Below are 17,423 nucleotides of genomic sequence, written 5' to 3'. Positions count from 1 at the left end.
GTGCCCGTGATCCAGACGCCCGCCGAGTTCAACGTCTCCGACCTCTACGTCGACCTGCGGCGCTGCCTCGGTGTCCCGCTCTACCTCAAGTGCGAGGGCTTCAACTTCGCGGGTTCCGTCAAGCTCAAGGCGGCCTCGGCCATGGTCCGCGACGCGGAGGAGCGCGGTCTCCTGCGACCGGGGGACACGATCGTCGAGTCCTCCTCGGGAAACCTCGGGGTCGCCCTCAGCGTCATCGCGGCCGCCCGGGGGTACCGCTTCGTCTGCGTCACCGACCCCCGGTGCAACCTGGCGACCCGCCGGCTCGTGAAGGCCCTGGGCGGTGAGGTCCGCGTCGTCGACCGCCCTCACGACGAGGGGGGTTTCCTGGCCGCCCGCATCGCCCTGGTCCGGTCGCTGGCCGACTCCGGCGAGCGGATGGTGTGGCTCAACCAGTACGCCAACCCCGGCAACTGGCGGGCGCATCACGCGACGACGGCCGAGGAGATCGCGCGTCAGTTCCCCGGGGTCGACGTCGTGTTCGTGGGGGCGGGCACCACCGGCACCCTCATGGGCTGCGCCCGCTTCTTCCGCTCCTTCCACCGTCCCGTCACCGTGGTCGGTGTGGACAGCGTGGGATCGGTGACCTTCGGCGGCCCGCCGTCCCGGCGCACCATCCCCGGGCTGGGCGCGGGGGTACGGCCGCCCCTGCTGGACGAGCGCTGGATCGACGACGTCGTCATGGTCCCCGAGGCGGAGACGCTGCGGTTCTGCCACCGGCTCGTCCGGGGCGGCTTCCTGTTCGGCGGGTCAACGGGCACGGTCGTGGCGGGCGCGGCGCGCTGGCTGGCCGAACACGATCCGCAGGACCGGATGACGGCCGTGGCCATCTCCCCCGACCTCGGCGAGAGGTACCTGGACACCGTCTACCACGACCACTGGCTGCGCGAGGTCCACCCCGGCGTCCTCGACGACGTGGTGCGCGACGGCATGCCCCGGGAAACCGGGATCCCCGCGGTGTGACCCCGGCGCGCGGGTGCTCGCGCGTCTCCCGGCACCGGCCGCCGGTGCCCGCCCCCGCCCCCGGCCGTGGTCCCACGGCCGTTCCCACGGATGAACGCATCAGGAGCCAGCACATGCACGCCCTCACCGACACGACGCTCCCGGTCGCCGCCGCCCAGGTGGAGATGTTGCGGGCGCAGCAGGCGGACCCGCGCAGTCCCGCCTGGACCATCGCCGACCACATCGACATCCGTGGAGACCTCGACGTCGGACGGCTGCGCGCCGCGGTGGCCGCCGCCCTGCGGGAGTGCGAGACCATGCGGGTCCGGTTCCGCGAGGAGGCCGGCGAGATCGTGCAGGCCGTCGTCGACCTGCCCGCCGACTGGGAGCTGCCGCTCCTCGACCTCGCCGGGGCGGCCGACCCGGCGGGGGAGGCCGACCACTGGACGCGCGCGCGCCTGGACCGGCCCTTCGACCTCACGGACGGCCCCCTCTTCGACTTCGCCCTGCTCCGGCTGGACGCGCGCAACCACCGGCTGTTCATGCGCGCCCACCACGCCGTCATGGACGGTTACGCGCGGACCCTCTTCTACGCGCGCATCACCGCGCTCCACGACGCCCTCGGCGACGCGGACGCCGACCCGGGGCCGGCGCTTCCGCCGCTGCGGCTCCTGGTCGAGGACGAGCTCGCCTACCGCGCCTCCGGCCGCATCGACACCGACCGGGAGTTCTGGACCGCGCGTTTCCCGCACCCCCCGGAGCTCACCGGATTCTCCGGCGAGGGGGGCTCCGCCGAACCGGTCGCCTCGGCCCGGGCCCACCGGCACACCCGCAGGATCGACCCGGACACCGCCGGACGCCTGCGCGAGGTCGCCCGCGCGGCCCGGACCAGCTGGTCGGTCCTGGCGATCGCGGCCGCCGGGGTCTACACCCAGCGCGTGACCGGGCTGCGCGACATCCTGTTGACGTTGCCGGTGACCGGGCGCAGCGGCCGTGACGCCCGCGCGATCCCGGGGATGCGGGCCAACTTCCTCCCCCTGCCGTTGCGGATCCGCCCGTCGATGGCGCGCGACGACCTGGTGCGGCACGTCGCGGCAGAGGTCCGCGCGAGCCTGCGCCACCAGCTCTACCGGGGCGAACGCGTCCGGCGCGACATCGGTGTCCCCGGAGACGACATCCGGCCGTTCGGCCCCACGGTCAACGTCCTGCCGCCCGGCGAGCCGATGCGGTTCGGCGCCGCGCGGGCCGTCGTCCGCAACCTGTCCACCGGGCCGGTGGAGGACGTGCAGTTCCTGTTCGAGGACCTCGACGACGGCGGGGTGGCCCTGCACGTGGACGCCAACCCCCTGCTGTACGAGCGGGCCGAGGCCGGCGCCCACGCCGACCGGCTGGCCCACCTGCTCGGGCAGCTGAGCGAGGCCGGGACGACGCTCGCCCGGCTGTCGGTCCTGCACCCGGCGGAACGCGACCACGTGCTGCGGGGCCCCGAAGGGCCCGTGACGGGAGAGGGCGGGCTGGCACACCTGCCCGACCTGCTCCGCCGGACGGCACGGGAACGCCCGGACGCGACCGCGGTCGTCGACCCGGCCGGACCCGTCGGCTACGGCGCGCTCGCCGGCGCGCTGGCCCGCGTCCGTGACCTGGTGGAGGCCAGGGGCGCCCGGGGCAGGACGGTCGCCCTGCTGATGGGACCGGGCGCGGACTACACCGCCGCCCTGCTGGGCGTCGTGGACGCGGGGGCCTGGTGGCTGCCGCTGGATCCGGACGCGCCGGTGGGGCGCAACGCCGCGGCGCTGGCCGACGCCGCCGCCGCGCTCCTGCTCACCACGGCCGACCACGCCGAAGCGGCGGCGGACCTGGCCGCGGCGGCCGCGGTGCCGGTGGCGCAGGTCGACGCGCGCCGGGGACGCCACGACGGCCCCGCCGCGTGGACCGACCGGCGCCCCCGGCCGGTGGCGGGCCTGCCCGCCTACGTCATGTTCACCTCGGGCTCCACCGGCCGGCCCAAGGGGGTGATCGTGCACCGTCCGGGGATGCACAACCACCTCCTCGCCAAGATCGAGGACCTCGGGCTCACCTCCGCCGACGTGGTCGTCCACAACGCGCCGCTGACCTTCGACGTCAGCGTCTGGCAGATCCTCGCGCCGCTGGCCGTGGGCGGCACGGTCGTCGCCGTGGACCGGGCGACCGCGGCGGACCCGGGTGAGCTGTTCGGCGTCGCCGGTCGGCGGCGCGCCACGGTGGTCGAGGTCGTGCCGTCCTTCCTCCGGGCCGCCCTCGACGCCTGGGACGCGGGGCTGGACCGTCCCGACCCGGGGGCGCTGCGGGTGCTCCTGGTGACGGGGGAACGGCTGCCCCCCGACCTGGTCCGCCGCTGGACGGAGCGGTTCCCCGGCGTCCCGGTGGTCAACGCCTACGGTCCCACCGAGTGCTCCGACGACGTCACCCACGAGGTGATCCCCCGCTGGGACGACGGGCTCGCCGAGGGCGTCCCCATCGGCTCCCCGGTGCGCAACACCCGGCTCTACGTCCTCGACGCCAACCTCAGACCGCTGCCGCCCCAGGTGGAGGGGGAGCTCTACGTCGCCGGGGCCGGGGTCGGCCTCGGCTATGTCGGCGCGCCGGGACGCACCGCGCAGACCTTCGTCGCCGACCCGTTCGGCCCGCCCGGGACGCGCATGTACCGCACCGGCGACCGGGTCCGCCGGCGCGGGGACGGGCGGCTGGACTTCCTGGGCCGGCGCGACGACCAGGTGAAGGTGCGCGGCCAGCGCGTGGAGCTCGGTGAGGTCGAGGCGGCGCTGCGCGCGTTGCCGGGAGTCGGCGACGCCGCCGTCGTCGCGCATGAGGAGGAGCCGGGCAGGTACACGCTCGTCGCCCACGTCACCGGGGCCATCGCCACCGCGGACCTCGACGACGGGCTGGCGCGGCTGCTGCCCGCGCACATGATCCCCTCGACCGTGGTGCGCCACGAGCGGCTGCCCCTCACCCCCAACGGCAAGGTGGACCGCAAGGCGCTGCCCGCGCCCACCGCCGCAGACCGGGCCCCCACGGCGACGCGCGGGCCCCGCGACGCCGTGGAGGCCCGCCTGTGCGCGCTGTTCGGCGAGGTGCTCGGCCTGCCCCCGGTCGGTATCGACGACGGGTTCTTCGAACTGGGCGGCCACTCGCTGTCGGCCGTTCGGCTGTGCGCGCGCATCCAGCAGGCCATGGGCGTACGCATCCGGGTCCGCACCGTCTTCGAGGCGCCCACCGTCGCCCGCCTGGCCCCCCGGCTGGGGGAGGGGGAGCCCGCGCTGCCGGAGCCGCGCCGGCGGCCCCGTCCCGCGCGCGTCCCCCTGTCGGCGGCCCAGCGCCGGCTGTGGGCGCTGCACCGGATGCACGGCCCCGACGCCGCCTACAACCTTCCCTACGCGGTGCGGCTCACGGGCCCGCTGGACATCGCCGCCCTGGCGGCCGCGCTGGAGGACGTCGTGGCGCGCCACGAGATCCTGCGCACCGTCTACCCCGACACCGCGGGCGTGCCCTGGCAACGGGTGCTGGGGCCCCGGGAGGCCGGGGTGCGGCTGGCGGTCCACGAGGTCGCCCCCGGTGAGGTGGACGGCCGGCTCGCCGAGGTGGCGTCGCGCCCCTTCGACCTGGAACGCGAGGCCCCGCTGCGGATGGAGCTGTTCCGCCTGGGAGCCCGGGAACACGTCCTGGTGTGCGTCGCCCACCACATCGCGGCCGACGGCTGGTCGCTCGTCCCGCTCACCCGCGACCTGTCCGACGCCTACACCGCCCGGTTGTCCGGTGCCGCGCCGGACTGGCCCGAGCCTCCCCTCCACTACGCCGACTACGCCCTGTGGCAGGAGGAGGCCCTGGGCGGCGCCCGCGAGCCCGGGCCGTTGGCCGCGGACCGGCTCGCCTACTGGAAACGGACCCTGTCGCCCACGCCGGACCGGATCCGCGGCGACCGGCCGCGGCCGGCGACGGCCACCCGCAGGGGCGCGACGGTGGAGCGCGAGGTCCCCGCCGCCACCCACCGCGGGATCGTCGCGCTGGCCAGGAGCACCGGGACGACCCCCTTCATGGTGGTGCACGCGGCCCTGACCGTGCTGCTGCACCGCGGCGGCGCCGGCACCGACGTCCAGGTGGGCACACCGGTCGCCGGACGCTCCGACGCCGCGCTCGAAGGGCTCGTCGGCTTCTTCGTCAACACCCTCGTCCTGCGCGGCGACGTCCACGGCGACCCCTCCTTCACCGAACTGCTGGACCGGCTGCGCGCGACCGACCTGGACGCCTACGCCCACCAGGACGTCCCCTACGACTGGGTGGTCGACGCCGTCACCGCCGAGCACGGCACCCGGGAGCGCGAGCTCTTCCAGGTCATGCTGGTGGTGCACAACAACGGGACCGGGCGGCTGGAGCTGCCCGGGATCGGCGTGGAACCGGTCCGGGCCCCCACCGGAGCGGCCAAGTTCGACCTCGCCTTCGAGTTCACCGAGCGGCACGGCCGCGACGGGGCCGCCGAAGGCGTCGACCTCGCCGTCGAGTACGACCGCGACGTGTTCGACCGCGCCACGGTCGAGGGGATGGCCGACCGGCTGCTGCGGGTCATCGACGCCGCGGTCGCCGATCCGAGCGCGCGCGTGTCCCGGTTCGAGCTGCTCGACGCCTCCCTCCGCCACACGGTGGTCGAGGAGTGGAACGGGACATGGGGGCGGGAGCCGTCCCTCACCCTGCCCGCGGCGTTCGAACAGCGGGTCGCGGCGTCGCCGCACGCGCCGGCGCTGCGCGACGCGCGGACGGAGCTGGACTACGCGCGGCTCGACCGCCGGGCCAACCGGCTGGCGCGCCACCTGATCGGGTCCGGTGTCGGTCCCGAGGACGTCGTGGCGACCCTGCTGCCCCGCTCGGCCGACGTCGTCGTCGCGCAACTCGCCGTGCTCAAGGCGGGCGCGGCCTACCTGCCCGTGGACCCCGACTACCCGCGCGAGCGCGTCGCCCACATGGTGGAGGACGCGCGCCCGGTCGCCGTCATCACCGACGCCGCCGGGGCCGGGCAGGTCCCCACCGGCGTGCACGTCGTGCGCCTGGACGATCCGGGCACCGCCGCGCTGGTGGACGCGCTGGACGAGCGTCCCGTCACCGACGCCGAGCGCGCCGCGCCGCTGCACCCGGACCACCCCGCCTACGTCATCTACACCTCCGGTTCCACCGGACGGCCCAAGGGGGTCGTGGTCCCGCACCACGGTGTCACCGCCCTGGCCCGGGACCAGATCGAACGCCTCGGCCTCGCCGAGGGGGTCGGCGTCGCCCAGTTCGCCGCGCTGAGCTTCGACGCCGCCGCCTGGGAGACGGTCCTGACGTTGCTGTCGGGGGCGACGCTGGTCGTGCCCTCCCCCGGGGAGCGCGCGGGGGGCGCGGAACTGGCCGCCTTCCTGCGGCGCGAACGTGTCGGCATGCTCTGCCTGCCCCCCACCGTCCTCGCCGCGCTCCCCGACGGGGTGGACCTTCCCGGGGACATGACCCTGGTGGTCGCGGGAGAGTCCTGCGCCGCCGGACTGGTGCGCAGGTGGGCCGGCGGACGGCGGATGATCAACGCCTACGGCCCGACCGAGGCGACGGTGTGCGCCTCCATGAGCGACCCCCTCGACCCGGGGGAGGGGACGCCGCCCATCGGCCGGCCGCTGGCCCGGGCCAGGGTCTACGTCCTGGACCGCTACCTGCGCCCGGTCGCCCCGGGAGAGGTCGGCGAGATCTACATCGGCGGCGACGGGGTCGCCCGAGGATACCTGCGGGCCCCGGCGGGCACCGCGGAACGGTTCGTCGCCGACCCCTTCGGGCCCGCGGGATCCCGGATGTACCGTTCGGGGGACCTCGCCCGCTGGGACGGTCGGGGCCGGCTCCACCACCTCGGCCGTTCGGACGCGCAGGTGAAGCTGCGCGGGTTCCGGATCGAGCCGGGCGAGGTCGAGTCCGCCCTGACCGCCCTGCCCGAGGTGGGGCAGGCGGCCGTCCGGGTCCGCGAGGACCGTCCCGGCGTCCGCCGCCTCGTCGCCTACGCGGTCCCCGCCGACGGCGCCCCCCTTGATACGGCCGCGGTGCGGACGCGCCTGGCCCGGCGGCTTCCCGACCACATGGTCCCCTCGGCGGTCGTGGAGCTGGCCGCCCTGCCTGTCCTGCCCAACGGGAAACTCGACACCGCGGCCCTGCCCGAGCCGCTCGTCGAGTCGGGGCGGGGCCGTGGGGCCGCGACCCCGGCCGAACGCGCCCTCGTCCGCGTCTGCGAGGAGGTCCTCGGGGTGCGGGCGGCCCCACAGGACGACTTCTTCGCGTTGGGCGGTGACAGCATTCTCGCCATCCAGGTGGCCGGGCGGCTGCGCGAGGCGGGGCACGAGCTGAGCGTCCAGGACCTGTTCCGGCACCGCACGTTGGAGGCGGTGGCCGCCGCGTGCGTCCCCGTCACCGCGCGCGAACACGACCCCGAGGGCGTGGGCGCCTTCCCCCTCACCCCCATCGGGCACTGGCTGCGCGGACTGGGCGGTCGCACGAGCGGCTTCAACCAGTCGGTGCTGGTCGACCTGCCGCGAGGAATCGGGGAGGCCGAGCTGACCGCGGCGCTCCAGGCGGTCCTGGACCACCACGACGCGCTGCGGGCCCGCCTGGTGTGCGACGGCGAATGGCGGATGGAGATCGCCGAACCCGGGACGGTCCGCGCCGGCGACCTGCTGCGCCGGACCGAACTGCCCCAGCCGCGCGAGGCCGCGCGGGCGGCCCAGGAGGCCGAGGCGGCGCGGGCCCGCGCGCGGCTGTCCCCCGAGGAGGGCGGGCTCGTGCAGGCGGTCTGGCTGGCCGCCCCCGAACCGCGTCGCGGGCGTCTCCTGCTCGTGGTCCACCACCTGGCGGTCGACGGCGTCTCCTGGCGGATCCTGCTGCCCGACCTCGCGGCGGCCTGGGAGGCGGTCGCCGCCGGGCGCGCGCCCGACCTCGCGCCGGTGCCCACGTCGCTGCGCCGTTGGGCGCTCCACCAGTCCGGCACCGCGGCGCTGGACCGCCACCGGGGAGAGGCGGCCTACTGGGAGGAGGTGGCCGCGGGGATCGAGCCGTTCTTCCCCGCGCCGCCCGGCGCCACGAGGATGGCCGACGCGCATCGCCGGCGCACGCAGACCCCTGCCGACCTGACCTCCGTCCTGCTCGACGGGGCGGCGGCCGGCCGCGGGGGCGGGCTCGGCGACGTCCTGCTGGGCGCGCTCGCCCTGACGATGACCGCGTGGGCGCGCGAACGGGGCGGCCCCGTCCCGCGCCGGGTGGCGGTCGACGTCGAGGGGCACGGGCGCCGCCCCCTCCCCGGATCCGGGCTGGACCCGGGGCGGACGGTCGGCTGGTTCACCACGCTGCACCCGGTGCTGTTGGAGGGCGGCGCCGGCGGGGTGGCGCGGGCGCGCAACGAGGAGATCCTGGCGTCGGTCCCCGAGCACGGCATCGGCTACGGGGTACTGCGCCACCTGCACCCCGACCACGCGCCCGGGCTCGCCGGCGCCCCGGCCCCCCAGATCGCCTTCAACCACCTGGGCCGCCTGCCCGGACGGTCGGGGGAGCCCTGGACCCCTCTTCTCGGGGAACTGCCCGACGACGCCTTCGCCGACCCGGACATGCCGATCCCGCACCCGTTGTCACTCGACGTGCTGGTCGAGGAGCACGCGGACGGGCCGCGCCTGACCGCGCTGTGGCGGTGGGACCCGGCGGTCGTCTCCGACACCGACGCCGACGGGATCGTCCGGACGTGGGAGGGCGTCCTCGCCGAGCTGGCCGAGGCCCCGCGCGATACCGGGGCGATCCCCGAGATCACCCAGGAAGACATCGACTCGTTCGAGGACGAGTTGCTGGACGACTTCGCCGACCAGGAGGTATCCCGGTGACACGCTCGTCGTTGAGCGACGTGCTCCCGCTCACGCCGCTCCAAGAGGGGCTGCTGTTCCTCGCCGGCTACGACACCGGCGACCTCGACGTCTACAACGTGCAGATGCTGCTGCGGGTGCGGGGCGCGGTGGACGCGCGCGCCCTGCGGGCGGCCGGCGACGCCCTGCTGGCCCGCCACGCCAACCTGCGCGCGGCCTTCCGGTTCCGCGGGGACGGACGTCCGGTGCAGTTGCTGCCCACCGCGGTGCGCATGCCGTGGCGTGAGCACGACCTCGGCGACCTGCCCGAGGAGCGGCGCGCCGCCGAGGTGGAGCGGATCGTCGACGCCGACCGCCTCGAACGCTTCGACATGGCCCGCCCGCCCCTGATGCGGCTCTCCCTCATCCGGGAGACCCCCGACTCCGCCCACATCGTGCTCACCTGCCACCACATCCTGCTGGACGGCTGGTCCATGGCCCCCCTGCTGGGCGACCTCGTCGCGCTGTACGCGGGGGCGGACGTGGCCGGACCGCCCCCGCCCTACCGCGAGTACCTGCGCCGGCTGGCCGGCCGGGACCGGCCGGCCGCGCTCGCGGCGTGGCGCGCCGACCTCGCGGGGCCGGCCGAGCCCACCAGGATCGCCCCGCAGCGCGCCACCGGCCCCGCGGCGCTGCCCAGCGACGTCGAGGTGAGCCTGGGGCGGGAGGCCACCCGCGGCCTCGCCGCGTTCGCCCGGCAGCGCGGACTGACCCTCGGCACGATCGTCCAGGGTGCGTGGGCGATCGTGCTCGGCGCCTGGACCGGACGCGACGACGTGGTGTTCGGCACCACGGTCTCGGGGCGGCCCGAGGACCTGCCCGGGGTGGAGACGATGGTCGGCCTGTTCATCAACACGGTCCCGGTCCGCGCGCGCCCGCGGCCCGGCCGCACCCCCGCCGAGCTGCTCGCCGGACTGCACGACCGCGCCGCCGACCTGCTGCCGCACCTGCACGTCGGCCTGGCCGACATCCAACGCGAGGTCGGGTCGGGGGAGCTCTTCGACACCGTCGTGGTGGTCGAGAACTACCCGCTCGACCGGGCGGGGCGGGATCTGCCCGGGGGACTGGAACTGGTGTCGGCCGCGGTCCGCGACGCCACCCACTACCCGCTGTCCCTGATCGTCGTCCCCGGCGACGACCTGCGCCTGCGGGTCTCGCACCTGCCCGACGCCGTCGCCGACGGGCCGGCCCGCGACCTCGCGGAGGCGACCGCCCGGCTGCTCACCGACCTGCCCGCCGTCGCCGACACCCCCATCGCCCGGATCGACCCGCTGCCACGGGGGCGCCGGGCGGTGCTCGCCGCCGACGGGGAGGGGCCGGCCGCGCCCGACCCCGGCCCCGGGCTCGCGGGCCTGCTCGCCGAACAGGCCCGGCTGCGTCCCGCCGCGCCCGCCGTCACCTGCGCGGGGCACACCCTCACCTACCGGGAGCTGCGCGAACGCGCCACCGCCCTGGCCGGCGAGCTCGCCGCGCGCGGTGCCGGTCCCGAGACGACGGTGGGCATCCTGCTGCCCCGCTCCACCGACCTGGTCGTCGCGCTCCTCGCCGTCGTCGCCACCGGCGCCGCCTACCTGCCCCTGGACCCGGCCCACCCGCCGGCGCGGGTCCGCGCCGTCCTGGCGGACGCGCCGCCGGCCGTCGTGGTCACCACCGACGAGCTCGGCCGTGCCCTGCTGCCGCAGGGCACGCCCACGGTGGCGCCGTCCCTCGCGGGGCCGCGGGAGGAGAGGGCGCCGCGCCCCGCCGCGGCCCTGCCCGACAACGCCGCCTACGTGCTGCACACCTCCGGGTCCACCGGGCGGCCCAAGGGGGTCGTCGTGTCCCACGCGGGCCTGCTCAACGTGCTCCTCGACATGCGCGACCGGCTCGGCGTGGTCCCCGGCGACCGCCTGCTGGCCGTCACCACCTTCGGCTTCGACATCGCCAACGTCGAACTGCTCGTCCCGCTGCTGGCCGGCGCCGAGGTGGTCGTCGCCGAACCCGACACGATCGTCGACGCGGCCCTGCTGTGCCGCGCGATCCGCGACAGCGGAGCCACCATCGTGCAGGCGACCCCGAGCCTGTGGCACGCGCTGACCGAGCACGACCCCGGCTGCGTCGCCGGCGTGCGCGTCCTCATGGGCGGCGAGGCGGTGGGGGCGGACCTGGCCGACAGGGTCGTCTCCGCTGGGGCGCGGGCCTTCAACGGGTACGGCCCCACCGAGGCGTCCATCTACGCGACGGTCGCCGAGTTCGGACCGCCCGGCTCGGGCCCGCCGCCCATCGGCCGCCCCGTCTCGGGCACCGGGGTGCGCGTCCTGGACGCCGCGCTGCGGCCGGTCCCCGACGGGGTCGCCGGCGAGCTCTACCTGGCGGGGACCGGGGTGGCGCGCGGGTACGCGGCGCGCCCCGCGCTGACCGCCGAACGTTTCGTGGCCGACCCGTTCGGCCCACCGGGCGGGCGCATGTACCGGACGGGAGACCTGGTGCGCCGCCGCCCCGACGGCCGCCTGGACTACCTGGGGCGCGCCGACCGCCAGGTCAAGATCCGCGGGTTCCGGATCGAACCGGGCGAGGTGGAGGCCGTGCTGAACCGGCACCCCGACGTGTCCCGGGCGGTGGTCACGGCCACCGCCGACCACCTGGTCGCGCACGTCGTGGCGGCCGAGGGGCGGACGGTCGACACCGACGAGCTGACCCGCCACGCCGCCGCTGCGCTGCCGCGCCACATGGTGCCCGCGGCGATCGCCGAGATCGACCGCCTCCCCCTCACCGCGAGCGGCAAGGTCGACCACGCGGCCCTGCCCGATCCGTGGCGGAGGGGCGAGACCCCACGGCCGGCCCCCGCCGCGGCCCACGATCCGCGGGTGGAGCTGTTGCGCGGCCTGTTCGCCGACGTCCTCGGCCGCCCCGGGATCGGCGCCGACGACGACTTCTTCGCCTCCGGCGGCCACTCGCTGCTGGCCACGCGCCTGGCCGCCCGGGTCCGCGCCGCGCTCGACGTCGACCTGCCGGTCCGCGCGGTGTTCGACGCGCCCACGCCCCGGCTGCTCGCCGCGCGCCTGGACGCGCCCGCCGCCCACCGCCCCCGTGTCGTCCCCCGGGGCCACGAGGGGCCGGCGCCCCTGTCGCCCGCGCAGGCGCGGCTGTGGTTCCTCGACCGGCTCCACGGGCCCGGCGCCACCTACAACCTGCCCTCGGCGGCCCTCGTCGAGGGGCCGCTGGACCCGGCGGCGCTGGAGGCGGCACTGCGCGACGTGGTCGAACGCCACCCGCAGCTGCGCACCGCCCACCACGACCACGGCCACGGGCCGCACCAGGTCACCATCCCGATGGAGGAGACGGACATCACCCTGGAGACGGCCGACGTCGCCGAACCGGAACTGGACGAGGCGCTTCACGCGGCCGCCGCCCGGCCCTTCGACCTCGCCCGGGGCCTGCTCCTGCGAGCCCGGCTGTTGCGCCTGGCCCCCGACCGGCACGTCCTGCTCCTCGTCGTCCACCACATCGCGGCGGACGGGCACGCCCTCGCCAGGGTCCACGCGGACCTCGCCGAGGCCTACCGGGCCCGCCGGGCGGGGCGGTCCCCGCGCCCGCCCGAGCCCGGCCCCGGCTACGTCGACCACGTCCTGTGGCAGCGCGACCTGTTGGGCGGGGAGCATCCCACGCCCACGCTGCAACGCCAGCTCGCCTACTGGGCCGAGGAGCTCGCCGGCCTCCCCGCCCACATCGACCTGCCCGCCGACCGCCCCCGGCCGGCGCGCCCGTCCGGCCGGGGCGGGGTGTGCGGGTTCACGGTCCCGGCGCGGCTGCATCGCAGGATCGCCGCGTACGCGCGTTCGCGTTCGTGCACCACGTTCATGGTGCTCAGGGCGGCCCTGGCCGTCCTCCTGCACAAGCACGGCGCCGGAACCGACATCCCCATCGGCGTCCCCGTCGCCGGGCGGACGGACGAGGCCGTCCAGGACGTGGTCGGCATGTTCGTCAACACGCTGGTGCTGCGCACGCGACTGGAGGGCGACCCCGACCTGGCCACCCTCCTGGAGCGCGTCCGGCGCGCCGACCTCGCCGCCCACGCCCACCAGGACTGCCCGTTCGAGAAGGTCGCGGCGCACGTCGACCCCGGCAGGTCCCGCGCGGGCGACCCCCTCTTCCAGGTGATGCTCACCCTCCACCCTGATGTGGGCGGGCCGCCCGAGCTGGCCGGCGCCCGGCTGACGGCCCTTCCGGTGACGACCCGCACCGCCAAATTCGACCTGTCCTTCGAACTGGTCGAGCGGACCGGACCCCGGGGCGAGCCCGACGGGCTGGACGGGGCGGTGGAGTACTCCGCCGACCTCTTCGACCACCCCACGGTCGAGCTGCTCGCCCGGCGGCTGGTCCACCTGCTGGAGACCCTGCTCGACGCGCCCGAGACGCCGCTGTCACGGGTGGGGATCTTGGACCGGGACGAACGGGAACGGGTCCTCGCCCTGGGACGGGGGAGCCGGCCCGACGTCGCGCACCGTCCCCTGGGCGGGATCGTCCGCGACGTCGCCGAACGCGACCCGCAACGCCCGGCGGTGGTCGATCCCGACGGCACCGTCGTGGGGTACGGGGGACTGGTCGCGCGCGCCGACACGCTGCGGGCCCGGCTCCTCGACCTCGGGGTCGCGCGGGGCGACGTCGTCGCCGTGTGCGCCGAGCGGGGATCGGGGTTCGTGGCCGCGGTGCTGGCGATCCTCGACGCCGGGGCCGCCTGGCTCCCGGTGGAGCCCACGACCCCGCCCGCCCGCGCCGCCGCGATGCTCGCCGACTGCGACGCGCGGATCCTGCTCGCCGGGTCGGGACAGCGGGGGTACGCCGACGCGCTGGCCGAACGGGCCGGCGCCGTCGCGATCACCGTCCCGGCGGACGGCGCGACGGCCGAACCCCCCTCCGCGGCCCCGCTCGCGGAACGCCCCGACGACCTGGCCTACGTGATCTTCACGTCGGGCTCCACCGGACGTCCCAAGGGGGCGATGGTCCACCGGGGCGGGATGGTCAACCACCTCCGGGCCAAGCTCGACGACCTCGGACTCGGCGAGGACGACACCGTCGTGCTCAACGCCCCGCTGTCCTTCGACATCGCGGTGTGGCAGACGCTGGCCCCCCTCGCCGCGGGCGGCCGGATCGTCGCGGTGGACGGTCCCACCGCGGCCGACCCCGGCGCCCTGTTCGGCCGCGCCGGCGCGCACGGCGCGACGATCCTCGAAGTGGTGCCGTCCCTGCTGCGCGCGACACTGGACCTGTGGGACGCGGGGGTCGCCCCGCCCGACCTGGGACGGATCCGCCGGCTCGTGGTCACCGGCGAGGCCCTGCCGCCGGACCTGTGCCGACGCTGGCTGGCGCGCTTCCCCGACATCCCCCTGGTCAACGCCTACGGTCCGACCGAGTGCTCCGACGACGTCACCCACGCGGTCCTCGACACGCCGCCGGCGCCGTCCACGGTCCGCGTCCCCATCGGCCGCGCGGTCCGCGGGACCGCCCTCTACGTCCTCGGCGACGACCTCGCCCCGGTTCCGGCGGGGGTGGCCGGCGAGCTGTACGTCGGCGGCCTCGGCGTCGGTCGTGGCTATGTCGGCGACCCGGCCCGCACCGCGGGGGTCTTCCTCGCCGACCCGTTCGGCCCGCCCGGCGCGCGCATGTACCGCACCGGCGACCGGGTGGTCATGGACGCCACCGGGACGCTGACCTTCCTGGAGCGCAGGGACCACCAGGTGAAGATCCGCGGCCACCGGATCGAACCGGGCGAGGTCGAGGCGGCCCTGCACGGGATCGACGGCGTGCACGCGGCGGTGGTCACCGCGCGCTCCCCGGCCGGCGGGATCGCCCACCTGGTCGCCCACGTCGTCACCGACCTGGAGCCCGACCACGTTCGCGACGCCCTCGCGGAGGTGCTGCCCGCCCACATGCTGCCCGCGCGCCTGGTCACCGTCGACGCGCTCCCCCCCACCCCCAACGGCAAGGTCGACCGCGCCGCCCTGCCCGACCCCGACGACACCGACGGTCCGGTCGCGGACCGGGCGCCGCGCGGCCGGGAGGAGCGGGCGCTGTGCGCGGCGTTCGCCGAGGTCCTGGGGGTCCCCGTGCCCGGGGTCGGCACCGACTTCTTCGCCCTGGGCGGTGACAGCATCCGGTCCATCCAGCTCGTCGGCGCGCTGCGCCGGCGCGGGTTCGCGCTGGCCCCCGCCGACGTCTTCGCCCACCGCACGGTCCGCGCGCTCGCCCGCCGGCTGACCGTGGCGCGCGCGGGGACGGCCGGGGACGACGGCGCCGGCACCGTCGCGGTGACGCCGATCATGCACCGGCTGCGCGCGGACGGGGGGCCGATCGAGCAGGTCAACCAGTCCGTCGTCGTCCAGGTTCCGGCCGGCGCGCGGGAGGCCGACCTCGCCGTGGCCCTGGACGCCCTCGTCCGCCACCACCCCATGCTGCGCGCGCGTCTGGACGTCGCCGAGGACGGGGCGTGGTCGCTGGAGGTGCCCGGTCCGGACGGGGCGCCGCGGCCCGTGCTGGAGCGCGTCGACGCCGCGGGGGCGCGCGCCGCGGACGGCGACGTGTCCGCCATCGGGGCGCACGCGCACCGGATCCGCGCGGGACTGGACCCGCGCGGCGGCGCGATGGTGCGCGCGGTGTGGTTCGACCGCGGCCCCGACGAACCGGGCCGGCTCCTCCTCATGGTCCACCACCTGGCCGTGGACGCCGTCTCCTGGCACGTCCTGGTCGAGGACCTGGAGGAGGCGTGGCGGGCCGCGGCGCGCGGGGAGGACGCGCCGCGGCTCTCCGAACCGGGGACCTCCTTCCGCGCCTGGTCACGGGAGCTCCACCGGTTGGCCACGGCCCCCGAGGTCGAGGCGGAACTGCCGATGTGGGTGGGGGAGAGCGGGCCGGCCGGCGTCCTGCCGGCCGCGGAGGGGCCGGATCCGCGGCATGACACCCGCGCCACCTCCGCCTCCCTGACCGTGGAACTTCCCCCCGAGGCGACCCGCGACCTGCTGGAGCGGCTGGCCGTCGCCCCCGCCGTGGGCGTCGAGGACGTCCTGCTCGCCACCCTGGCCGGCGCGGTCGCCGCGCACGGACGGCCCGGCGGCGGCTCCGACGGGGCCGTGGTCGTCGAGGTCGAGGGGCACGGCCGCGACGCCGTCCCCGGCGCGGGGGACGTCTCGCGCACCGTCGGCTGGTTCACCACCCAGCGCCCGGTACGGGTCGCCGCCGCGGCGCCGCAGGACGGCCCGGCCCTGGCCCGGGCCGCCGCGCGCGTCGCCCGGCGCCGGGCCGAGCTCACCGGGACGGGGGTCGGGTTCGGGCTGCTGCGCCACCTCAACCCCCGCACCGCGCCGCTCCTCGCCGACGCGCCCAGGCCCCAGATCGGCTTCAACCACCTGGGCCGTCTCGGCGCGGGGGGCCGGGGCGACTGGACCGTCACCGAGGACAGCGCGGCCTTCGACGCCGACACCGCGTCCGCGACGCCGCTCGAACACGTCCTGGAGGTCTCCTCCAGGGTCGAGGAGCGTCCCGAAGGGCGGCGGCTCGTGGCCGAACTGCGCTGGGCCACCCGCCTGGTCGGCGCCGAGCGGGCGAGGGCGATCGCGGCGGAGTGGATGCGCGCCCTCGACGCGGTCCGCCCCCACCTCGGCGCCGACGCCGCGCCCGCCCGCCCCGCCACGGCGGGACCGGTCGGTGTCGCCGACGGCGCCTACGCCCCGGCCCTGCCCATCAGGAGCGGGGGGACGGCGCCGCCGGTCGTGTGCGTCCACGGCGGTGTGGGGGTCGGCTGGCCCTACGTGCGCCTCGCCGGCCACATCGACGCCGCGCATCCGGTGCTCGCCCTCCAGGCGGAGGGGATCGCCGCCCCGGCGGACCCGCCCGCCGGGATCCCCGAGATGGCGGAGCGCTACCTGGCGCGGGTCCGCCGGATGTACGGGGACGGGCCGATCCACCTCGTCGGCTGGTCGTTCGGGGCGCTGGTCGCCCACGAGATGGCGGTCCAGGCCGAACGCGAGGGCCGGGAGGTCGGCGTGCTCGCGCTGCTCGACGGCTACCCGCCCACCCCGCTGGAACGGGTTCCCGACGACCACGACATCCTCGCCGACCTGCTCGCCTACTCGGGGGCGGCGGTGGACCCCCGCTCCCTCGGCGCCGATCGGCTCACCCCCGCGCGGCTGCTGGAGGTCTTCCGCGCGGCGGGCGGACCGCTGGCCGGGCTGGACGAGGCGACCCTGGACAACCTGGTGCACGTCGTGCGCTGCCACGGCACCATCGCGGGCCGGTTCCGGCCCGGCCGGTTCGGCGGGGCGCTGCTGCACGTCACCGCGGCCCGGGGGCGCGCCCCCGGGGACCCCACGGCCGAGGCGTGGCTGCCCCACGCGGCGGGCGGCGTCGAAGGCGTCGAGGTGGACGCCGAACACGACCGCCTGCTCGACACCGGCCCGGCCGCGCGCGTGGGCCGGGCGATCGACGCCGCGCTGAGGGCGTCGCGGTCCGCGCCCGGCCGCCCGGCCGCGCGCATCTGAATCGAGG

The 17,423-nt window shown here is 76.9% G+C and carries 3 protein-coding genes; all 3 read left to right on the top strand.

Annotated features, from left to right (window positions below; genetic code table 11):
* Entirely contained in the window at positions 1–1,002 is a 1,002-nt protein-coding gene (gene sbnA, locus B5D66_RS13065; RefSeq protein WP_078761973.1) for a 2,3-diaminopropionate biosynthesis protein SbnA, read from the top strand.
* Between the two features lie 113 nt (positions 1,003–1,115).
* Positions 1,116–8,885, top strand: coding sequence for a non-ribosomal peptide synthetase (locus B5D66_RS13060; protein WP_078761972.1), 7,770 nt, complete (start codon positions 1,116–1,118; stop codon positions 8,883–8,885).
* Complete coding sequence (locus B5D66_RS13055; RefSeq protein WP_159457263.1) at positions 8,882–17,416, top strand: non-ribosomal peptide synthetase; 8,535 nt, start codon at positions 8,882–8,884, stop codon at positions 17,414–17,416. The genes B5D66_RS13060 and B5D66_RS13055 overlap by 4 nt, the downstream gene beginning before the upstream one ends.
* Positions 17,417–17,423 lie beyond the last annotated feature (7 nt).

It is taken from the genome of Marinactinospora thermotolerans DSM 45154, assembly GCF_900167435.1.
Classification (GTDB): domain Bacteria; phylum Actinomycetota; class Actinomycetes; order Streptosporangiales; family Streptosporangiaceae; genus Marinactinospora; species Marinactinospora thermotolerans.
This window is presented reverse-complemented; position numbering and strand designations above follow the sequence as displayed.

What these genes read in the sequence shown, in the direction of transcription:
- B5D66_RS13060 (WP_078761972.1), top strand. Translation starts at nt 1,116, where the DNA reads ATGCACGCCCTCACCGACACGACGCTCCCGGTCGCCGCCGCCCAGGTG.